General features: G+C 40.2%; 20 protein-coding genes and 4 tRNA genes. 20 read left to right on the forward strand and 4 right to left on the reverse strand.

Going from position 1 to position 20,451, the window contains the following annotated elements; translation table 11 throughout:
• Positions 1 to 12 precede the first annotated feature (12 nt).
• Complete coding sequence (locus FTT88_RS02840) at positions 13 to 882, reverse strand: IS982 family transposase (RefSeq protein ID WP_005137615.1); 870 nt, start codon at positions 880 to 882, stop codon at positions 13 to 15.
• Positions 883 to 1,040: 158 nt separating this feature from the next.
• Between FTT88_RS02840 and FTT88_RS02845 the strand changes: the two genes are divergently transcribed.
• The 12 genes from FTT88_RS02845 (at position 1,041) to FTT88_RS02900 (ending at position 12,796) form a co-directional block, all read left to right on the forward strand.
• Positions 1,041 to 1,496, forward strand: coding sequence for a histidine phosphatase family protein (locus tag FTT88_RS02845; RefSeq protein WP_078193626.1), 456 nt, complete (start codon positions 1,041 to 1,043; stop codon positions 1,494 to 1,496).
• A gap of 27 nt (positions 1,497 to 1,523) precedes the next feature.
• A complete protein-coding gene (gene gspL, locus FTT88_RS02850) occupies positions 1,524 to 2,663 on the forward strand; it encodes a type II secretion system protein GspL (protein ID WP_180003014.1) in 1,140 nt (379 codons plus the stop codon).
• Entirely contained in the window at positions 2,663 to 3,142 is a 480-nt protein-coding gene (gene gspM / locus FTT88_RS02855) for a type II secretion system protein GspM (protein ID WP_078188869.1), read from the forward strand. The genes gspL and gspM overlap by 1 nt, the downstream gene beginning before the upstream one ends.
• A 90-nt stretch (positions 3,143 to 3,232) precedes the next feature.
• Positions 3,233 to 4,234, forward strand: a complete 1,002-nt coding sequence (locus FTT88_RS02860) for a quinone-dependent dihydroorotate dehydrogenase (RefSeq protein ID WP_180003012.1) — start codon at positions 3,233 to 3,235, stop codon at positions 4,232 to 4,234.
• A gap of 5 nt (positions 4,235 to 4,239) precedes the next feature.
• Positions 4,240 to 4,827 (forward strand): CvpA family protein, encoded by a 588-nt coding sequence (locus FTT88_RS02865; RefSeq protein WP_078188866.1) that lies wholly within the window; start codon positions 4,240 to 4,242, stop codon positions 4,825 to 4,827.
• Between the two features lie 24 nt (positions 4,828 to 4,851).
• Positions 4,852 to 6,390: an amidophosphoribosyltransferase gene (purF, locus tag FTT88_RS02870; protein ID WP_078193623.1), complete on the forward strand. Its 1,539-nt coding sequence runs from the start codon at positions 4,852 to 4,854 to the stop codon at positions 6,388 to 6,390.
• A 91-nt stretch (positions 6,391 to 6,481) separates the two neighbouring features.
• Entirely contained in the window at positions 6,482 to 8,371 is a 1,890-nt protein-coding gene (locus tag FTT88_RS02875; RefSeq protein WP_180003010.1) for a M48 family metalloprotease, read from the forward strand.
• Positions 8,372 to 8,545: 174 nt separating this feature from the next.
• Positions 8,546 to 9,193, forward strand: a complete 648-nt coding sequence (locus FTT88_RS02880) for a hypothetical protein (RefSeq protein WP_180003008.1) — start codon at positions 8,546 to 8,548, stop codon at positions 9,191 to 9,193.
• A gap of 20 nt (positions 9,194 to 9,213) precedes the next feature.
• Positions 9,214 to 10,185, forward strand: coding sequence for a D-glycerate dehydrogenase (locus FTT88_RS02885; protein ID WP_180003006.1), 972 nt, complete (start codon positions 9,214 to 9,216; stop codon positions 10,183 to 10,185).
• An 85-nt stretch (positions 10,186 to 10,270) separates the two neighbouring features.
• Entirely contained in the window at positions 10,271 to 11,710 is a 1,440-nt protein-coding gene (locus tag FTT88_RS02890) for a M48 family metalloprotease (RefSeq protein WP_180003004.1), read from the forward strand.
• A 121-nt stretch (positions 11,711 to 11,831) separates the two neighbouring features.
• Entirely contained in the window at positions 11,832 to 12,191 is a 360-nt protein-coding gene (locus FTT88_RS02895) for a hypothetical protein (protein ID WP_180003002.1), read from the forward strand.
• Positions 12,192 to 12,238: 47 nt separating this feature from the next.
• Positions 12,239 to 12,796 carry a GNAT family N-acetyltransferase gene (locus FTT88_RS02900; protein WP_180003000.1) on the forward strand — a complete coding sequence of 186 codons (558 nt, stop codon included), beginning with the start codon at positions 12,239 to 12,241 and terminating at the stop codon, positions 12,794 to 12,796.
• Between the two features lie 112 nt (positions 12,797 to 12,908).
• On the opposite strand, the gene FTT88_RS02905 is transcribed toward FTT88_RS02900, so the two are convergent.
• Together FTT88_RS02905 and rpsU are read right to left on the reverse strand one after the other, a co-directional pair.
• On the reverse strand, positions 12,909 to 13,355 hold the full coding sequence (locus FTT88_RS02905) for a GatB/YqeY domain-containing protein (protein ID WP_078193617.1): 447 nt from the start codon (positions 13,353 to 13,355) through the stop codon (positions 12,909 to 12,911).
• Between the two features lie 39 nt (positions 13,356 to 13,394).
• Complete coding sequence (gene rpsU, locus FTT88_RS02910) at positions 13,395 to 13,610, reverse strand: 30S ribosomal protein S21 (protein ID WP_001136722.1); 216 nt, start codon at positions 13,608 to 13,610, stop codon at positions 13,395 to 13,397.
• Positions 13,611 to 13,756: 146 nt separating this feature from the next.
• Between rpsU and tsaD the strand changes: the two genes are divergently transcribed.
• Positions 13,757 to 14,773, forward strand: coding sequence for a tRNA (adenosine(37)-N6)-threonylcarbamoyltransferase complex transferase subunit TsaD (gene tsaD, locus FTT88_RS02915; protein ID WP_078193616.1), 1,017 nt, complete (start codon positions 13,757 to 13,759; stop codon positions 14,771 to 14,773).
• 126 nt (positions 14,774 to 14,899) lie between these two features.
• Positions 14,900 to 16,231 (forward strand): esterase-like activity of phytase family protein, encoded by a 1,332-nt coding sequence (locus tag FTT88_RS02920; protein WP_180002998.1) that lies wholly within the window; start codon positions 14,900 to 14,902, stop codon positions 16,229 to 16,231.
• Between the two features lie 153 nt (positions 16,232 to 16,384).
• On the opposite strand, the gene FTT88_RS02925 is transcribed toward FTT88_RS02920, so the two are convergent.
• Positions 16,385 to 17,263 carry an ATP-binding protein gene (locus tag FTT88_RS02925; protein WP_180002996.1) on the reverse strand — a complete coding sequence of 293 codons (879 nt, stop codon included), beginning with the start codon at positions 17,261 to 17,263 and terminating at the stop codon, positions 16,385 to 16,387.
• A 189-nt stretch (positions 17,264 to 17,452) separates the two neighbouring features.
• On the opposite strand from FTT88_RS02925, the gene FTT88_RS02930 reads away from it, so the two are divergent.
• The 6 genes from FTT88_RS02930 (at position 17,453) to FTT88_RS02955 (ending at position 20,348) form a co-directional block, all read left to right on the forward strand.
• On the forward strand, positions 17,453 to 18,964 hold the full coding sequence (locus tag FTT88_RS02930; protein WP_180002994.1) for a DUF3336 domain-containing protein: 1,512 nt from the start codon (positions 17,453 to 17,455) through the stop codon (positions 18,962 to 18,964).
• The gene (locus tag FTT88_RS02935) at positions 18,942 to 19,766 is read left to right on the forward strand and encodes a protein kinase (protein ID WP_180002992.1); all 825 of its coding nucleotides are present in this window, start codon (positions 18,942 to 18,944) and stop codon (positions 19,764 to 19,766) included. Before FTT88_RS02930 ends, FTT88_RS02935 begins: the two co-directional genes overlap by 23 nt.
• Positions 19,767 to 19,873: 107 nt before the next feature.
• Positions 19,874 to 19,958, forward strand: a tRNA-Leu gene (locus FTT88_RS02940).
• A gap of 37 nt (positions 19,959 to 19,995) precedes the next feature.
• Positions 19,996 to 20,069: transfer RNA gene (locus FTT88_RS02945), tRNA-Trp, on the forward strand.
• Between the two features lie 36 nt (positions 20,070 to 20,105).
• Positions 20,106 to 20,190, forward strand: a tRNA-Leu gene (locus FTT88_RS02950).
• A 73-nt stretch (positions 20,191 to 20,263) separates the two neighbouring features.
• A tRNA-Leu gene (locus FTT88_RS02955) sits at positions 20,264 to 20,348 on the forward strand.
• Positions 20,349 to 20,451: the final 103 nt, after the last annotated feature.

Consider the following 20,451-nt stretch of genomic DNA (forward strand, 5'->3'; position numbering starts at 1 on the left):
CCCGAATCCCGCTTAAGCCAATGATTCCATAATTTGAATTGTTGGTTTATTTTGATGATTAAGTTGATATGCACATAACGATGCGTAAATCCCACTCAGAAATCCATGAATACTACGAGCTTTACTCGTCACTAAATTGTATTGTCCTTTCAATAAGCTGAATAACGTTTCTATCTTATTTCGTTGTCTTAAGTGATATTCATCTGATGCAGATAGTTGGATGGATTGCATGTTTTTTCGATGGTAAGTAATCAAATCAATACCTTGATCTTTTAACCTGCTTTTTAGTTCCTGGCTGATATAACCACGATCTCCATATAGCTTTGCTTCTAAGCCGTCAGCCAATTGCTCAACCATTTTTATGTCAGCTATATGCCCATTTGATAAAGCAGAACAAGCGATTTCACCAAATGGGTTCATCGCAATATGTAGCTTACAGCCATAAAACCAGCCCATTGAGCTTTTACCACGAGATGCTATTTGAGCTAATGATTTATGGCGTTGAATACGTTGATTTTTACAGACTGGCAAAGTCGTTGAATCAATCCACAAATATTGGGTATTTTGACCTTTCATCAGAGCCACATGTAAAGCATGTATTGCTAATTGGTGCATATTGATCAGATGAATCATCCGTTGGTAACATGGTAAGCTTTTAAACAAATGTCTTTTATCTTCTTTTAACCATGTGAAAAAGGCTTTGAAATTGCTGAAATAAGAACATTTATACCAAATGGCAATAAAGCAGATTTCTGAGATCGTCAGATGAGCACGTCTGATTCTTAAAGAATGGTTATTTTGTTTGAGAAAGTTCCAATAAGTTGCTTCAAATTTAAGAAAGAAATCATCAATTACGCAGAATAATTCGGTACTATTGAACATTAGGACTAGAGTTGTGAGTTTTGTGTGGTAACTCAACTGATGGCTCTAGTCTTCTTATTTTCAAGTTTATTTCTTATCCGCGATTCGGGTTAATATGCAATACACATAGCTTTGTCATACTGGCTGTATATAATGTGCGGAATAGAATAGGGAATTTTATGCAACTGACATTGGTTAGGCATGGCGAAGCTGCTCCGCCAGTAATGGGGAATGATGAAAAGCGTCCTTTAACAGCGCGCGGACAAACTCAAGCGGCAGAAACTGCAGCATATTTGAAAGATATAATTCAACCAGACGTTTTTGTGGTGAGTCCGCTACTGCGTGCGCAGCAAACACTTTCATCTTTGCAAAAACATTTTCCACATGTGCCTGTGGTTATTTGTAATGCCATCAAACCGGAAGATGATGCCAAAGTTGCAGTGGAATGGTTGTCACATTTACCGTATGAGTCTATTGTGGTGGTGTGCCATATGAACGTTGTGGCACATATGGCCAGTGTTTTGGTCTCAGAATATTTTAATCCCTATGCTTTGGCAGAAGCGCGTATTTATGAACAAGCGGTCATTGCTCCAGGATTGTCGACACAAATTAAAACGTTTATACCATCAACATAAAAACCAATTAAAACGGCAGAAAAATTAATGTTGTATTTATGGATGCCCGAAGCCAATGGGGTTTGGCAATGGTCAGAAGGGGATTTCTGGAAGCAGTCATCGACACTTGAACAGTTGATTCAGGAAATTCAGCCACATGCGGGAAAGGAAGCGGTTGTTTTCTTTCCGAGTCGTGATGTACAAATCATTCAGCAAAATTTTCCAAAAAACCAATATAAAAAACTTGGCCCAGACGGCGTAAAATATTTACTTGAGGAATATGTCATTTTGCCTTTGGATGCAATGAAAGTATTGCATCATTTTCAAAGTCCAGATGAATTAACGGTCATGGGGATTGCGCATAGTACAGTTGAAACGATGCAGCATGCTTTGACGCTAATTCCTGTAAAAGTCATTTCGTTATTACCTGACTTTTTGGTCTTGCCAAGCCCAGAAGCTGGGCAACATGTTTTGGCAAATGTCAGCGGTCATTTATTGGTCCGAAATGGTGAATATGTCGGGCAATCCGTTGATGATTTGGCTTTGTACTTAGATTATCAAATTGGTCAGCCGAACTATAAGATTTCAAATCTAAGTTCAGATCAGACGCATAGTCTTGAAGCCGCTGTAACGCATGATCACATTGAATCTTTTCATTATGAATTACCCAATATAAAAAAACCGAAACAACACCCACTCAATGTTTTGCCGAAAGCCAAAGCCAATACGGGTGTGAGTGGCTATTGGAAAGCATGTGCAGCTGTTTTGGTTGCGGCTCTAATTACTCAGTTTAGTTATGATGCAGTTCGCTGGTATCAATACAAAAAAGTGGCCAATATCACTGCGGCACAAGCGATTGATCAGTTTAAATATTGGTTTGGTCAAAGCTATCCTGTCACTGAACAAACGCTGAAAAGCCAGTTCGAATCACAATTGCGTCAGAGTCAAACGGGCAATGCACAGGCTTTGTCTTTACTGAGCCGTGTTGGTCCTATTCTAATGCAAAACCAAATTTCTGCAAATCGTGTGAGCTATGAAGCCTCGATGTTAAATATGGAGCTAAAAGCCAATTCGGCAGAAGTACTACAAACCCTAACCAATCAATTAAAACAACAAGGTTTTAAAGTTGAATTAGGGAATATTCAACCAGGTGCCAACGGCGCGATTGGATTGGTGAAAATACAATAATGACAAAAATGGAAAACCTACAGCAACGTATAGATGGGCAAATTGAGCGCATCACTGATTATTTAGACCAACTGTCAACACGTGAACGAGTCATGGTGATCTTTACCACGATTTTTGTTGTAGTGGCAGCGATTGGTTCGGCACTGTTTTATATGAACAAAGCTGCAAATTTTCAACAAAAGCGCGTGAATGAACTTAAGGATACTGTTGTTTGGATGCAAAGTAATGCCGTCACGATGAAACCAGCAGGTGATACACAACTGAGCGCGTTGGAAAAAGTTCAGCGGGTATCGCAACAACAGGGTTTATCCGTGGCATCTCAACAAGTCGGTGAGCAAATACAGATTGCAGTGATGCATGAAAATTATGCAATTCTGGCCAATTTTTTGACTCAATTGGTTCAAATGGGCTTAAGTATTGAAAAGATGGAGTTAAGTTCTGAAGCGGGACAGGTCAAATTAACAGCGAGTGTACAATAATCGGTAAAAATAAAGATCTGCTAAGCATGGTGTTTTATTTGTGCTGTGCCTATAATATGCCGACTTAAAAAGCAGTAGACTTTTATAGATATGTTGTATTCTCTAGCCCGCCCTTTGTTGTTTACTTTAGCACCAGAGCGTGCACATGAGCTGACATTATCGCTGTTGAAATCTTCTCACAAGATGGGAATGATGCGTCAAAACGTGGCGTCTAAACCAGTGACATGTATGGGAATCGAATTTCCGAATCCAGTTGGTTTAGCAGCCGGTCTTGATAAAAACGGTGCTTATATCGATGCGCTGGCGAGCCAGGGCTTCGGCTTTATTGAAATTGGTACAATTACACCACTTCCACAATCAGGTAACCCTGAACCGCGTTTATTTCGTTTACCGAAAGCAAAAGCCATTATTAACCGTATGGGCTTTAATAATGATGGCGTGGATCAGCTGATCGAAAATGTCAAAGCTGCAAAATTTAAGGGTGTACTTGGGATCAATATCGGTAAAAATGCAGTCACACCTGTTGAAAAAGCAGTTGACGATTATCTGATTTGTCTAGAAAAAGTTTATAACTACGCTTCTTATATTACGGTTAATATTTCATCTCCTAACACAAAAAATCTTCGCAGCTTACAAAGCGGTGATGCTTTGACTGAACTGTTAGAGACACTCAAGAAACGTCAACTCGAGTTGGCGGATGAAAATCAACATTATGTACCCTTAGTACTTAAAGTTGCACCAGATCTAGAACCAGAAGACATTAATTTTATTGCCCAACAATTGTTAAAATTTAAAATTGATGGTCTGATTGTTACCAATACGACTTTGTCACGTGAAGGTGTTGAAGGCCTTCCATATGGTGATGAAGCAGGTGGTCTATCCGGTGCGCCAGTCTTTGAAAAAAGTACGGCATGTTTGGCGGCTTTTGCTAAAGTATTAAACGGTCAAATTCCATTGATCGGTGTAGGTGGTATTTTGTCGGGCGCGGATGCTGTTGCGAAACAAAAAGCAGGAGCTAGCCTTGTACAAGTGTATAGTGGCCTCATATATACAGGTCCGACACTTGTAAAAGACTGCGTAGACGCATTGTAAATATCATGAATACCATTGATATCTTTATACTGATTATTTTGCTCATTGGAGGGCTTAACGGTTTGCGTCAAGGATTTGTAAAAGCCTTTGCGAACTTCATTGGATGGATTCTTGCACTTGTCATTGCGGCAAAGTATGCAACCGTCCTTGCACCTTCGATGACATCTTTAAGTACAGATCCAGTGGTACAGAAGATTGCCGCGTTCGCATTTATTGTATTGTTGATTGTAGTCATGACTTGGGTCGCGACATGGTTATTGAACAGTATTTTGAAAACATTAAAGCTCGGTCCGTTAAATCGACTGGCAGGTGGTGTTTTTGGAAGCTTAAAAGGATTGTTGGTGGTGCTGATCACTATGCAGGGGCTAGGTCCTTGGGTAGAAAGTTCACCACATTGGAAACAATCTAAAATGGTTCAGTCATTATTGCCATATGCGCCTTGGGCAACCGAATTGTCCAAAGATGCTGCAAATCAAGCACTTCATCATATTCAGTCTGAAGATGCTCAGAAATCTTCAGACCTCCCATCTGAGTCGCAGAACAAGCACGGACGTTCTGGATCGGGTGAGTCAACAAATAATCCTTTTTATTAACCCTAGCTTGTCTGCGAGGTTGCTATGTGTGGAGTAGTTGGTATAGCTGGTAAATCACCTGTTAACCAAATGTTGTTTGATGCGTTAACGATGTTACAACATCGTGGACAGGATGCAGCCGGGATCGTAACTTGTCAGGATGGTCGTTTATTCCTGCGTAAAGATACGGGTATGGTACGTGATGTGTTCCACACACGTCATATGCGTGCATTACAGGGTAATTATGGTATTGGCCATGTTCGTTACCCAACTGCGGGTTCTTCTAGCAGTGCTGAAGCTCAGCCATTCTATGTAAACTCACCTTATGGCATTACGCTTGCACATAACGGTAACTTAACCAATGCTGCTGAAATTCATGATGACTTGTTCAAGACTGACTTACGTCATATGAACACCGATTCAGACTCAGAAGTATTATTAAACGTATTTGCTCACGAATTGCAAAAACGCGCAAAACTTACACCAAGCGCTGAAGATGTATTCCACGTGGTTTCACGTGTGCATGAACGTTGCAAAGGTGGTTATGCGGTTGTTGCTATGATCACCGGTCAGGGCCTTGTTGGTTTCCGTGATCCAAATGGTATTCGCCCATTGATCTACGGTTCGCGTGAGACTGAAAATGGTATGGAATATATCATTGCGTCTGAATCTGTCGCAATTACAGCGCTCGGCTTTAAGGTTGAGCGTGATATTGCACCGGGTGAAGCAATTTATATTACTGCTGATGGCGTGATGTCGACCAAGCAGTGTGCAGTAGCCCCTGAATATCGTCCTTGTATCTTTGAATACGTATATTTTGCGCGTCCAGATGCAACCATTGACGGTATTTCAGTTTACAAAGCACGTTTGAAAATGGGCGAAAAACTTGCTCAGAAAATTCTACGTGAATGGGGCGATGAGCACGATATCGATGTCGTGATCCCAATTCCTGATACTTCACGTACTTCGGCGCTAGAACTTGCAAATACCTTAGGTGTGAAATTCCGTGAAGGCTTCATGAAGAACCGTTATATCGGTCGTACCTTCATTATGCCGGGTCAGCAACTTCGTAAGAAATCTGTGCGTCAAAAGCTTAACCCTGTAGAGCTAGAGTTCCAAGGCAAAAACGTACTTTTGGTCGATGACTCGATTGTACGTGGTACGACTTGTAATGAAATCATTCAAATGGCGCGTGATGCGGGTGCGAAAAAAGTATTCTTTGCATCTGCTGCACCGATGGTGAAATATCCAAACGTGTATGGTATCGATATGCCTGCCAAATCTGAACTGATTGCGTCTGAACGTAGCGTTGAAGAAATTCGTGAAATTATTGGTGCTGATCGCCTAATTTTCCAAGACTTGGAAGATCTAAAATCTGCTGTTCGCACCAAGAAAGTCCCTGAGTTACAAGACTTTGATTGCTCGGTATTTGATGGTAAATATGTGGCAGGTGGTATTGATGCTGAATATTTGGCAGCATTAGAGCGTAAGCGTAATGACTCTGCAAAAAATGAAAAGCCAGCTTATATCGATGTTAACATTGATGCAGCTTCTGTGGATTTAACAGGTGTTCGCGAAGAATAATCTGCTGAAAACACACTGAAAAAGCGGGAATTTCCCGCTTTTTTCATTTATGATGAGCAAACAAAAGACAATGTAGCTTAAGGGTATTACATTGAGACGTGTGGGTTATGATTTTATAAAAAACAAAAATATGTTTTGGCCTGTCACCATGTGTATGGCGGCAGTGTTTTTGACCGTCGCAATTATTAATGTAATTGTCGGTTTAATTGTGGATTATTATGATTCCACTCAGTCTATCTATTGGCATGTCCTTAGCCCATTTTTAGTGGCGGCTGTGCTGCTGATTATGTTGGTTTCAGTTCTCTATGATTTTTACACCTTTCGCTTAGGTGGTTATTCACTTGCCAAACAGTTAGGTGCGCGTCGTCTGAGTCTGATAGAAAGTATTCCAGAAGAAAGTGTTGCACTGCGTATGACTGAGCAGCTGGCAGATACCTTTCTAATCGATACTCCCGCACTTTATGTCTTACCTGATGAAGTGGGCGTGAATGCGCTCACCGCTGGTTTTAGCCCTCGAGATACATCGATCATTTTAACTTGGGGTGCCTTACAAACCTTAGATGAGATGGAAATGTATGGTTTGCTGAGCCATGAATTTAATAAAATCTTGTCGGGCGAAGCTGCAGAAAATACCCGTTTGAAAATCTTATATAGCGGGTTGACGACCTTTAGTCAGTGGGGCAGTAAAATTGCAAAACGTGGCTTCTATAAAAATGGACAAGCACGGGACAATAAGTTTGAAACCCTCTTTGTAGCGATTGGCGCGGTCATTTGGTTGATCGGAAGCTTGGGTGTTTTGATTTCCCGCTTTATTAAATATATCTCTTTGGGTTCTCGAACCTATCGCAATGATCAGAAAACCAAACGTCTGATTCAAAATGATGCCAATATTCAAACCTTATTAAGGATTTATGTGCATCATTCAGGTTCGCAAATTCATAGTGAATATGCGGAATCGATTTCTCATATGTGTTTTGCAAACTCACTCAGTCCGCAAAACTGGATGAATATTCATCCGAGTATTGAACAGCGCATTTTTGAATTAAATCCAGCGCTCATTCATGATTTACAACTAGAAAATTTAAAAAAACTGCGAAACCAACCGCTATTTTATTTATTCCGTTCACTAGAAGAAGCTAATCCAGATGTTGCAACACCATGGAATTCGCCACAACCATTGCCTTTACTGCGCTTATCACCGATTAGTTTTGCGATACGAGATGCAATTAAACCGTTGAACCCTGAGATTCGTGAAAATTGGCAGCGGCCTGAATTGATCCAACGTGCCTTACAAACAGCAACGGGTTCGCGTGAGGTGATGGTTGCTATTTTAATGATTCGTCAGTATCGAGAGTTTATTCCGACTGAAGCTGAAGTGAGTCGTGCGATTGTGGATGCCTTATTGAATCTTGATGGTCGTGTGCATATCTCCATTTTTCATGAGGCATGTAAAAATATTGGTACCATGCCAGCAACAATTTCACGGCAGTTCTTAACCAAGCTGGCCAAAATTATTCAGGAAGATGGTGAAATTGGTTTGCTCGATGCATTACTACTTGAAACAGTCAAATATGAGTTAAATCTGTTGCCTGCACATACACCTACATCTTTAGAAGATGTAAAACCGAGTATTGTGCGTTTGATTGATGCCTTGTTGCATGTGCAACAAATTAACAGTGATAATCAACTCGAAGTGCGTGAAAAAATCCTCAATCGAATCTTAACGAAAGAAGAACTAGAGTTCTATCGCGATATATCTGATGAGCCAATTGATTTGGCTGAAATCCTAAATGATATTTCTGGGCTGCTGCTGCGTGAGCGTCTAAGCATCCTTGGGGTTGCAGAAGTATGTTTATGGAATGATCGAATTATCACGCAAGATGAGTTAGATGTTTTGCAGTTGCTATATTGGCGTATTGGATTTGAATCAGCTGAGATAGTTGAATTAATGCAAAAGAAAAATAGTTTAATGATCGTATAATTGTATATTGCGGCTTGATTTATGAATAAATTGTTTAATTTTAAGTCAAAAGTAGTCTGAGCAAGTCTACATAATCATTAGAGAAATAGAGTGGTCTAATTGATTTATAAAAGTTCAGCAAAAACCAATGAATCCCGTTAGAATAACAAGCCTTGAATAGGTGAAAATGAAAGCATGATTGGGCATCAGCGAAGCATAATGGCGGCAATGGGAATTGATATATGGATTCCTCAGGCGGCTCCGTGTCAGCAATTTAGCTCAAATATTTGGCGAGATCAGGCGGCTCCTGAAATAGTCTCTGAAATTCTACTCAAAAATGAGCCTCAGCCAACGCCTGTTTCATCACAGACTGAGCTTAAAAAGAACGTTGATATTGTTGTAAATCAATCTGTAGAAGCACCTAAAGATGAACCAAAGGTTGTTGAGCCTGTTGAAGTTCGTCCAATTGTTCAAATCCCTTCGTTTAACTTAGAAGCCATCTGTTTAATGCACTGTGTCATTGTCATTGATGCCACAGAATTAACGGCAGAGCAGCAAGTTTTGTGGAGCAATATTCAGCGCGCAGTCAGTGCCGATTTTTTTGCCTTACAGTGGCCTTTTGGTTGGGTGAATTTGCAAGATGGTCGTGGTGCAGCATCTTATGTACAGGGTTTTATCGATGCGATGAGCTTGGATAAAAATGTCATTTGCCTAGGCGATATTCCGCATTTAGAGCATGCGAAGGTGTATCCATTGGCATCTTTACAGCAAATGATTGAACAGCCTTTATTGAAAAAACGCCTATGGCAATTTATGCAAAATAAGGCAGGACAAAATACTTAAATGACGTAAATGGAAAATTTATGCAAAAAAAAGTAGTGGTTTTTAGTCAAATAGATCAAGAAATAATTCAACGTTTAGAACAGCAATTTAAAGTTTTCCAAATTAGACCTAAATTGGGCGATGTGAATCAGCAAATTCTTGAGCATTCAAAAGATGCTGATGCCATGATCGGTGCGGGACGTTTGTTGAATGCTTCGAATTTAGCGCATACGTCACAATTAAAAGTCATCTCAAGTGTAAGTGTCGGTTATGACAACTATGATTTAGCATTTTTAAATCAAAAAAATATTTGGTTGAGCCATACTCCGCATGTATTGACGGAAACTACAGCAGATTTAGCATTTACTTTGTTGATGAGTGCAGCACGTAAAGTGCCTGTATTGGATCAATGGACCAAACAAGGGCAGTGGAAGCGTACAGTGGGTCCTGAGCAATTTGGTATGGATGTCTTTGCTAAAACTATTGGTATTATTGGCTTAGGACATATTGGCGCAGCGATTGGGCGTCGTGCTCGCTACGGCTTTAATATGAATGTACTCTATCATAATCGCCGAGAAAAAATTGAATTGGCTGAATCGTTATCAGCGCAATATTGTGATTTGGATGATTTGTTGCAACGTGCTGACTTTGTGGTCGTTGCAGTGGATTTAAATGCAGAATCGAAAGCTTTAATTGGTGAACGTGAGTTGGCCTTGATGCAATCGCATGCGGTATTGGTCAATATTTCACGCGGTTCAGTGATTGATGAAGCCGCTTTAATCGATGCATTAAGTCGTGGTCAAATTTTTGCAGCAGGCTTAGATGTTTATGAGCAAGAGCCACTTCAAGAATCGCCATTATTTACATTAGCCAATGTCGTGACATTACCCCATGTGGGTTCAGCAACAGCGGCAACTCGTAAACGTATGGCGGAATTGGCTTATCAAAATCTAGTGGATGTTTTGGTACATGAGCGCGCGCCACGCTATGTGGTCAATCCAAAATTTGAATAAACAATCACAACAGTTTTCTCCATAATTCACCAAAATTCAATGCTATATTCGATGAAGTACGAATATGAAATTTAGAGAATAGACTTTGAAAAAGATTTTACTGGCATGTGGTCTCGGGCTTTGTTCGACATTGGCGCAGACGCAGTCCGTAGATTTTAGTTCATCCCCACAATTTTCTGTGCCTGAAATAGGTAGTGGCGTCGGCTTGTTGGATCAACAAAAAGAGCGTGCCATTGGCGAGAAGGTGTATCGTGAGGTGCATCGTCAACTTCCTGTGACTGAAAATCCGTGGATGGAAGATCGTCTTTTATCTGTCTTTACGCATATTTTGAGCCAAACTCAACTTAATCAACCGGTCGGATTGTTATTAATTAATGATCCACAAATTAATGCTTTTGCTGTACCGGGTGGTTTATTTGCATTAAATGCGGGATTAATTAATTCAGCACGCAACATGGATGAAGTGGCAGGGGTGATGGCGCATGAAATTGCACATGTATCACAACGTCATTACAGTCGTTCACAAGAAGCCTTTAAAGGGCAAGGTTTATTGTCACTAGCCGGTATTTTGGTCGGAGCCTTAGTGGCCTCACAGGCAGATGGTGATGTCGGTGCGGCTGTAATGATGGGCTCACAAGCCGCTTTGATGGATAAGCAATTAACCTATAGCCGCAACCAAGAACGTGAAGCAGACCGTATCGGGATGCAGTATATGTATCGTGCTGGATACAATCCGCAGAGCATGGCTGATTTCTTTGAAGTGATGCATCGTTCTACGAGTCGAGTGAGCTTTCTGCCTGATTTTTGGTTGACGCATCCATTAACCACGGAGCGTATGAGCGAAGCGCGCTTACGCGCCAATCAGTTGCCTCAAGTTAAAACCAGTTTGGTTGATCAAGATTTTGAAATTCTGCGTTGGTATAGTCGAGTACTGTCAGGTCAGGCAACTGAATTGCAATTAAATGCGATGGTGGCGCAAAAGAATTATGCAGCTGAATTGGCTTTAGTGAGCTTACATATTAAACAAGGTGACTTTAGTGCTGCTCAAAAGTTATTAAATGAAGCGGCAAAACAAAATTCATCGCATGCACTTTTTATTATTTTACAGACCGATGTGCTGTTGGGTCAAAACAAAGCGGCCGCTGCCGTGAACGCTGTGAAAAGTTCGGCAATCATCATGCCTGAAAATCGGGCATTAAATTATAAATATGCAGAGGCTTTGATTCGAAACAAAGAATATACGCAAGCACAACTGATTCTACAGCGATTTTTACAAGCAAATCCGCGTGACTTGAGTGGTTGGCGACTGATGTTGCAAATGGCTGATGCAGACAAAGATGCAAGCTTCCGTTCGGTCAATGTGCTGCGATATCGAGCTGAAGTAGAGTATTGGGGTGGGGATGAAGAGCGCGCGATTAAATCTTTGCTACAGGCGCAGCGCATCGCCAAAGACTCGAAAAGTCTTGCTGCGAAAATCAAGCAACGCGTAGACGAAATGCAAAATGAACGGAAATTAAAAATATAAAGATTTCAAATGTGATGCACTTATCTATGTCGATTATAAAGTGCAAATTGTAGTTTTAGTGGTTTAGATTAATCAGTGTAAACTAGCTGGATGTAAAATGTTTATGATTAAGAACTTACAAATGAAAAATATGATTTTGGCGGCCTGTCTGTTGGGCTTAGCAACGAATATTGCAGCAGCTAGTGCAGAGCAATATGTGATCGCTGTGAATGATATTAACGAAAAATATAAAACAGATGTACGCCAATTTTTTAGTCAGTTAGACCCGCAGCAACAGGGATTTAAAGCAGACCAGCAAGTGAAATACTGCAGTATTGTTCAGACTTATGTGAATGATCTTTATCGTGCGGCAGACGAAAATCGTGCATTTTTAGATCGTGAGTACCGTAATATGAATAAGCAGGATGTGATTCAGCAGGTGATCGCATCAAAAGAGATGCAATTATTAAAAAAATATAATGTGCAATGTACCCTAAATTAAAAGCAAATTTATAAGCATTTTAAATCATTACGAGAAACTGAATAAAAATGAAACTCGATGATTTTGATATGCGTCATGGCAGAATTACGCTTCAGTTGATTCAGCGTCACGATGCAAAAGCACTTTATGAGGCGATCTGTCAAAGTATAGAAACCTTACGAATGTTTCCTGCAAGTTTGGCTTGGTCTTTACAAGAACCTAATTTAGATGCTTCATTGGCATTTTGTGATTCGAGAGTGTTGGCTGCGTTAAATCAGGAAAATTTTGTTTATGTGATTCGTGAGCAACAGTCGCATAACTTTTTAGGTGTCATGGATATTCATCAAATCAATTGGTTGGAAAACCAAGCTGCTGTTGGATTTTGGGGAAATGTTGAATTTAAAGGGCAGGGTTTGATGACTGAAGCCTTGCAGTTATTTGTGGATCAATTATTGAATGATCTGGGATTTCAGCAATTAAATGCTTTTGTAGATGCAGAAAACAAGCAAGCACGACGTCTATGTGAACGAGCAAATTTTAGATTGATTGAAATCGAACAAGCTGCAATTCAAAATCCAGTAGATGGAAGTTGGCGAGATATTTTTAAGTATGAAATCGTTAGATGATAAAGAAAAATAAATGATGTATGGATTTGAATTTTTTTTGAATTTGGATAATTTGGCTATTTAAGTCATCAGCGTACTTAAATAGACCAAATCAAACAATATAGATGAAAGATTAAGAGAGTTTCGCTTTAATTTTAGCTGAAACTTGTGCAGGATCGGCACGTCCGGCTATGAGCGGACGTAGAGAGTTCATCACCTTACCCATATCTTTCATGCTAGTAGCTTCTTGCGCAGTAATCGTTTGCGCAATGATGGAATCAAGTTCTTCCTCAGTCATAGCTTCTGGTAGAAATTGAGATAACACCTCAATCTCGGCTTGTTCCTTACTAGCTAAATCATCTCGGTTTGCACCTAAAAAGGCTTTAACCGATTCTTTGCGTTGTTTGATTTGCTTTTCAATGACCGCAAGAACTTGCTTATCGTCAAGCTCTATGCGCTCATCGACTTCGATTTGCTTGATTGCTGCCTGTAGACTACGTATTACCGTTAACTTATCCATTTCTTTAGCACGCATAGCGGCTTTTAAAACTTCAGTTATTTGGTTTTTTAAAGTAGTCATTTATCTTGTCCAGGTTAGTCAATCAATCACAAATTAATCTTAGTAAAGGCGAGTAGTACGTACTGATTCGCGAGCCAATTTCTTTTGGTAGCGTTTAACAGCAGCAGCTTTTTTACGTTTACGTTCTTGAGTTGGTTTTTCGTAGAATTCACGTTTACGAACGTCAGCAAGAACACCCGCTTTTTCGCATGAACGTTTGAAACGACGGATAGCTACGTCTACTGGTTCGCCTTCTTTCAATTTAACTTGTGGCATGAAGAATCCTCATTAAGTTATGGATAAGATCTCGGGTCGAATTACCCTTGATCACAAGTGAAGGTCAGTATTTTACTCATTTACATCTCATATCACAAGTCTATAATAGGTTTCGCAATATTTTGAAATGGGCAAAAGGCAGTTTAATGATCGTTTTAGGCTTGGAAACTTCGTGTGATGAAACAGGACTCGCACTCTACGATAGTGAGCAAGGATTACGCGGACAAGTATTGTATAGCCAAATCAAACTGCATGCAGAATATGGTGGTGTGGTACCTGAATTAGCTTCACGTGACCATGTGCGTAAGTTAATTCCGTTATTAAAACAATTGCTTGAAGAAAGTAAAGTTGATAAATCTGAAATTGATGCCATCGCATATACTCGCGGGCCGGGCTTGATGGGTGCATTAATGACAGGCGCATTGTTTGGTCGTACGTTGGCATTTGCACTGAATAAACCTGCAATTGGTGTACATCATATGGAAGGTCATATGTTGGCGCCTTTGTTGTCTAAAACTCCACCAGAATTTCCATTTGTGGCACTTTTAGTCTCTGGCGGACATACTCAATTGATGGCTGCTTATGGAATTGGTCAATATGAATTATTGGGTGAGTCGATTGATGATGCAGCAGGTGAGGCATTCGATAAAGTCGCTAAAATGATGGGTCTACCATACCCAGGTGGTCCAAATATTTCGAAATTGGCGATCAATGGCGACATCAATGCCTTTGAATTTCCACGTCCAATGCTGCACCAAGGCTTAGATTTTTCATTTAGTGGTTTAAAAACTGCCGTTTCAGTTCAATTGAAAAAAGTTGAAGGCGAAGGTCGTGAGGCGGATATCGCTGCATCTTTCCAAGAAGCGTTGGTTGATACATTGGTGAAAAAATCAGTCAAAGCTTTAAAACAAACGGGTTTAAAACGTTTAGTTATTGCCGGTGGTGTAAGTGCGAACAAGCGTTTGCGTGAGCGCTTAGAGGCTGACTTGGCAAAAATCCGTGCAAATGTGTTTTATGCAGAACCTGCGCTGTGTACAGATAATGGTGCAATGATTGCGTTTGCTGGTTATCAGCGTCTTAAAGCGGGTCAGCATGATGGTTTGTCTGTTACGACTACACCGCGTTGGCCGATGACGGAATTAAGTAATCCAAACGAAGCGTAAAAATCGTTTAAAAAGGAGGCTAAATTAGCCTCTTTTTTTTATTGTGTGTTTCAAAAAAGAGACTGTGGTTTTAGAACAATATTGTGGATATGATGGCTCAATAAATAATTAGAGCCATGTGAAATAATGACAAAAAATAATGAAGCTTTGGATCAATCAAAACCAAATCAAAGTCATATTGACCTAAAGAAATTTTATAAAGGTGTTTCTTTACCCTATGAAACTTTGGATATCCACAATATTCCAGATGGGGCAAAACAAGACCATTTTATTGAAATTCATTGTGGAGGTTTTGGGTCGGAAATTTCCCCACATCCCACTCAAAAATATCAATTTTATGCTCTTACGGATCGAGGTCCGAATACAACCTATGATGTGAATGGAGATAAAGGCAAGATATTCTTAGATCCAAGCTATATGCCAAAAATCAGACTTTTTGAATTGCAGCTCGATGGATCGATTAAAAAATTGAAAGAAATCTTACTCAAAGATCCAACTGGGAGACCTATAACAGGTTTGCCAAATCAGCATTTCGGTGCAACAAAAGAAGTGGCTTATGATCAAAATGGTGTGGTTTTAGCAATTGGCACAGATGAATATGGCTTAGATTCTGAGGGTCTGGTTGCATTAAAAGATGGCACATTTTGGGTGAGTGATGAATATGGGCCTCATCTCGTTCATTTTAATAGCGAAGGCGTGGAAATAGACCGTATTAATGCATACAAACAAGATGAGCGTTGCAAGTCGGGTTATTTTCTTCCAAATGCATTTGCCAACCGTAAGCAAAATCGAGGGATGGAAGGTCTGACGATTACACCAGATCAAAAAAAATTGGTCGGCATCATGCAGTCGACGATGAGTAATCCAGATTCATCAGTCACAACGTCGGACTTGGTTCGTATTGTGGTGGTCAATTTAGACGATGGCTCAACTGAACAATATCTATATCGGCAAGAACTTAAGTCAAACTCAAATACAGCCATTGTCGCGCTGAGTGAAACATGCTTTTTAGTGGCTGAACGTGATGATGATTTTTATAAAGATAATCCAAACGCTTTTAAACGAATCTATAAAATTGATATCGATGCGGCGACAAACCTAGAAAAAGTTCAACTAAGTGATCATTTTCAGCAAAATGAATCTTTAGGATTGCTCATTGATGGGCAAACACCTGAACAATATGTGCTTAATGAGGGGTGGGAGGCGCTAAAAAAATTAAATATTTTGCCTGTGGCAAAGAGCTTAGTTGTCGATTTAGTCGAAACTTTACATTATCCACACGATAAAGTTGAAGGCTTGTGGGTGATTGATGAACAGCATTTGGCAATTATAAATGATGATGATTATGGTTTTACAGAAACGGATGGGATCTTGGAGCAAAAATACCTTGATGCGGAGAAAAGTGTGATTGATTGCAATACCTTATATGTGATTGGTCAACTCAATTTAGTACCATAATTAGTGTGTTCTTAATGATTTTCAAGCAATTGGTTCAATCAAGAGTTTATTAGCATTTAAAAGCAGCCAACGAGGATGTGGCTGCTTTTAGCTGAAATTGTCTGACTGGCTTTGCAGAACTTATATTTTCAGATCATAAAAATATTGTAGACGTTATTTTGCCAAAGCCTTTAGATTTACAGACCCAATCCAATGCTTTGAAAACTGATAAGCAGCACGCCCTGAACGCTGCCCACGAGACTGACACCATCTTAAGGCTTCAGCACGAACTTCGCTGGTCATGGCTAAATCAGCCTTGGCAAGATAGTGTTCCACAATTTCGAGATATAAATTTTGATCCATTGGGTAAAACGACAGCCACATCCCAAAGCGGTCAGAAAGAGATATTTTTTCTTCAATCGCTTCTTGTGGATGGAGTTCAGTATATTGAGGAACATCTACCTTGGTTACAGGTGTATTTTCATGCATGAATTCAGGTAATAAATGGCGACGGTTGCTGGTAGCATAAATAATAAAATTACTTGAACCTGATTGTAATGAACCGTCCAAAACACTTTTTAAACTGCGATAGTTTTCATCTTCAGCATTGAATGCCAAATCATCACAATATACGATAAATTTTTCAGGGCGATTTTTAATTAAATTTTGGATTTCTGGTAAATCAGATAGATCATCACGCTCAATTTCAATTAAACGTAAACCTTGGTCTGCATAATGGGTGAGCAGAGCACGGACGATGGATGATTTACCTGTACCACGAGAGCCAGTGAGTAAAACATCGTTGGCAGGTAAGCCTTTTAAAAACTGTAAAGTGTTTTGAATCACTTTTTCTTTTTGACGCTCAATTCCTTTTAAATCTTCTAAATACATGACTTTGGGCTGTTGAATGGCTTTAAGCTGTTTATCTTGCCATTTAAAAGCGATACTCGAAAAATCGGGTGCTTGTTTAAGCTCAGGCAAACTGTGCTGTAGTTGTAAGAGTACAGTAGATAGTGATTGAAGGATGTTGTCAGGTAAATCAATTGTAGCCATGATAAGTCAGCTTGTCGTGTCTTGTTGTTGGTTAGTATATGACAGCAGTGTACATCAATAATGCAGTTATAATCGCCTAAATATGTCAAAGTTAAATGATTGTTCTGGCAGATCAGCGCTATTCGAACAACCAAAAAGTTGTTATAAATCTAGCTGAGTGAACAGTTTAAAGTGTGCTGAGGGATAGTCATGTTGTTTACAGGGTTTTCAAAAAGTATTAATCCACATCAGGCATATCGGATAAAAAAATTAAAGCGTCAGCTCGACCGTGCTGAATGTTATGAAGAATGGAAAGATATCGCACTTAAAATAGATGAAGAATCGGGTGCGCAAGAATGGAAATTCGATAATAGTTCACCGTATTTTGATGCAGAAATCATCACACATCGTTTAGGGTTACTGAGACGATATCGTGCTCAGAAACGTACTCGAGATTTGATGTACATTTTAAGTGAAGGTTTAACTTATGATGTTGGCAATATTGCTCATCCTTTACTGTTTACAGAAGCCTACGTCGGCACCAAAAAAATTATTGAAGACTATGTTGATGAGGTGAGTAAAAGTTTGGCATTTATCGCATCTGAAGAATGCGTTTGTCTTGATGCTGCACAAAAAATTGAATTCTTTGAACAAAGCCAAAAAGCCTATGGTCAACCTGTTTTGATGTTTTCAGGCGGTTCAACTTTAGGTTTGTTTCATACCGGTGTGTGTAAAGCACTGATGGAACAAGATTTGATGCCAAAAGTTCTGTCTGGTTCCAGTGCTGGCGCAATTATGACCGGGATGTTGGGTGTCTCTAAACCGTCAGAGTTTACCAATTTATTAAACGGACAAAATTTCTTTAGTGAGGCATTTCATTTTCGTAAATTGACTGAGTTAGTGCAGGGTAATGGCGGTTTGGCAGATGTAAAATATCTGAAAAAGTTTTTGGTTGAAAACTTAGGTGACTTAACTTTTGCCGAAGCTTATAAGCAATCTGGTCTGCATATCAATGTGGCAGTTGCGCCTTATGATGCATCCCAAGATGCACGAATTATGAATGCGTATACATCACCCGATTTGTTGGTTTGGAGTGCAGTGTTGGCATCTTGTGCAGTGCCCATTCTATTTCCACCGGTACGACTGACCAGTAAGCGTTATGACGGGCAATTTACGCCATATATGTCGGCAACGCGTTGGGTGGATGGCAGTGTGCGCAGTGATTTCCCACAGGAGAAAATGGCGCGTTTGTATAATATTAATTACAGTATCGCTAGTCAGGTCAATCCGCATATTGTGCCGTTTATGCAGGATGATGCTTCACGCTTTCGTAAAAGCATGTTGAGTTGGCCTGAGCGGATCGTTCGTCGTCAAGGTAAGGTGATTAGTAAAGGGGTGATGGATTTTGCCCGTGAGCGTGCAGGAAGTATCCCACCTGTAAGACGTTTGCTTGATCATGGTTATGGCGTGGTGGATCAGCGTTACTATGGTGATGTCAATATTGTGGGGAAATATGGCTTAAGACACTATAGTTATATGTTGCAAAATCCTCGACCTTATCTGTTTAAGGTATTGCAGCGTGAAGGTGAAAGAGCCACTTGGCCGAAGATTTCATTAATCGAAACGCAAGCCCGCATTGGTAAGACCATTCAGCATTGTTTGGAATTATTAAATTATCAAAATGAACCCAGTCAACGACATGCAGAATTTATTGCGGTTTAAATCCACAGATTTAGCGCAAACCATTTGCGAGCCAAAAACCAAAACCAAAAGTTTGGTTTTTGGCCGTCGTCTATATCAATTTCAATTCAACCAACAACGTCATTGGCTCAAGGCGCAAGTCAGTGACAGCAGCCCTGAACATGTAGCTAGTTTTGGTCGAGAAATTGAGCTGTACCAGCTATTCAATCAAGCGTCTACACAAAACAGTATCACGCTACCTTTTCAAGTGATAAAAGAGACGCATCTCAGTATTCAGCAAGAGCCTATTGATCGCCTATTAATACTGCCCAATGCTGAGCCTTGGTTCTTACAGCCTGCATCGAGTTTGAGCATCGAACAGGTGAGGCAGGTGCTATGGCAAGCTCTCGATGTGGTTGAACGATTAAGCTTGCACGGTTGGATACATGCAGATTTAAAACAAGAGCATTTTGTGAATTGGCAAGGGCAGTGCAGACTCATCGACTTTGAGCAAGCGCTACCATTAGATTTTGATCAGCAAAATGCCTTAACTGCGACACCACGTTATATGGCTCCAGAACTTTTCCATGGACAAGCAAAATCTTTGCACAGTGATATCTATGCGCTGGGGATTATTTTCTTGGAATGGCTGACATCACAGCGTTTAGAGGCGAAAAACTATGAAGATTGGGCCTATTTACATTGCCAACGCTTAAAGCTTGATCTGCCGATGCAATATCAAGGGTTTAATCAGCTATTGCAACACATGTTGATGAAGCAAAAAAATGACAGATTGGTGGATTTTTATCGCTTAAAAAGCGACTTAGTTGCTGAATTTGCTTAAGAAAAATACAAAAAAGGCACTATTGTTTTTTATTTAAACAAACAATATGCTTTTTTATAAAAAAGGCTTGTCATGTAAGGGTGATCTCTATAATATACACAGCCATCGGGGACGTGGCGAAATTGGTAGACGCACTGGATTTAGGTTCCAGCGCCGCGAGGTGTGAGAGTTCGAGTCTCTCCGTCCCCACCACTGAATTACTAAACATGAGTTTAGTAGTGAAGGTCGCAGAGGATTGGTGTAATGGTAGCATGACGGTCTCCAAAACCGTTCGTCAAGGTTCGAATCCTTGATCCTCTGCCAAGTTTTAAAAAGTCTGACATTGTCAGCAACCCTGTTGGGGACGTGGCGAAATTGGTAGACGCACTGGATTTAGGTTCCAGCGCCGCGAGGTGTGAGAGTTCGAGTCTCTCCGTCCCCACCACTTAATTTATTAAGTTGCCAAATAAACAGGTTTTTAAAACAAATTAAAGTCTGACATTGTCAGCACCCGAGTTGGGGACGTGGCGAAATTGGTAGACGCACTGGATTTAGGTTCCAGCGCCGCGAGGTGTGAGAGTTCGAGTCTCTCCGTCCCCACCATTAGATTAAGCAAGGTTTTATACCTTGCTTTTTTTGTTTTTGAAATGCGAAAAAATCAGTGTCTTAAACATGGTCTTTTCTGAAGACATAATCTAAAGAAATA

Source organism: Acinetobacter sp. YH01024, assembly GCF_013420195.1.
GTDB classification, from domain to species: Bacteria; Pseudomonadota; Gammaproteobacteria; order Pseudomonadales; family Moraxellaceae; genus Acinetobacter; species Acinetobacter amyesii.

Bases quoted from the DNA above. Each gene is read 5' to 3' on its own strand.
- FTT88_RS02920 (WP_180002998.1), top strand. From the start codon at position 14,900: ATGACAAAAAATAATGAAGCTTTGGATCAATCAAAACCAAATCAAAGT.
- FTT88_RS02865 (WP_078188866.1), top strand. From the start codon at position 4,240: ATGAATACCATTGATATCTTTATACTGATTATTTTGCTCATTGGAGGG.
- FTT88_RS02885 (WP_180003006.1), top strand. From the start codon at position 9,214: ATGCAAAAAAAAGTAGTGGTTTTTAGTCAAATAGATCAAGAAATAATT.
- gspL (WP_180003014.1), top strand. From the start codon at position 1,524: ATGTTGTATTTATGGATGCCCGAAGCCAATGGGGTTTGGCAATGGTCA.
- FTT88_RS02935 (WP_180002992.1), top strand. From the start codon at position 18,942: ATGCAGAATTTATTGCGGTTTAAATCCACAGATTTAGCGCAAACCATT.
- FTT88_RS02925 (WP_180002996.1), bottom strand. From the start codon at position 17,263: ATGGCTACAATTGATTTACCTGACAACATCCTTCAATCACTATCTACT.
- rpsU (WP_001136722.1), bottom strand. From the start codon at position 13,610: ATGCCACAAGTTAAATTGAAAGAAGGCGAACCAGTAGACGTAGCTATC.
- FTT88_RS02840 (WP_005137615.1), bottom strand. From the start codon at position 882: ATGTTCAATAGTACCGAATTATTCTGCGTAATTGATGATTTCTTTCTT.
- gspM (WP_078188869.1), top strand. From the start codon at position 2,663: ATGACAAAAATGGAAAACCTACAGCAACGTATAGATGGGCAAATTGAG.
- FTT88_RS02880 (WP_180003008.1), top strand. From the start codon at position 8,546: ATGATTGGGCATCAGCGAAGCATAATGGCGGCAATGGGAATTGATATA.
- FTT88_RS02895 (WP_180003002.1), top strand. From the start codon at position 11,832: ATGAAAAATATGATTTTGGCGGCCTGTCTGTTGGGCTTAGCAACGAAT.
- FTT88_RS02905 (WP_078193617.1), bottom strand. From the start codon at position 13,355: ATGACTACTTTAAAAAACCAAATAACTGAAGTTTTAAAAGCCGCTATG.
- tsaD (WP_078193616.1), top strand. From the start codon at position 13,757: ATGATCGTTTTAGGCTTGGAAACTTCGTGTGATGAAACAGGACTCGCA.
- FTT88_RS02900 (WP_180003000.1), top strand. From the start codon at position 12,239: ATGAAACTCGATGATTTTGATATGCGTCATGGCAGAATTACGCTTCAG.
- FTT88_RS02860 (WP_180003012.1), top strand. From the start codon at position 3,233: ATGTTGTATTCTCTAGCCCGCCCTTTGTTGTTTACTTTAGCACCAGAG.
- purF (WP_078193623.1), top strand. From the start codon at position 4,852: ATGTGTGGAGTAGTTGGTATAGCTGGTAAATCACCTGTTAACCAAATG.
- FTT88_RS02845 (WP_078193626.1), top strand. From the start codon at position 1,041: ATGCAACTGACATTGGTTAGGCATGGCGAAGCTGCTCCGCCAGTAATG.
- FTT88_RS02930 (WP_180002994.1), top strand. From the start codon at position 17,453: ATGTTGTTTACAGGGTTTTCAAAAAGTATTAATCCACATCAGGCATAT.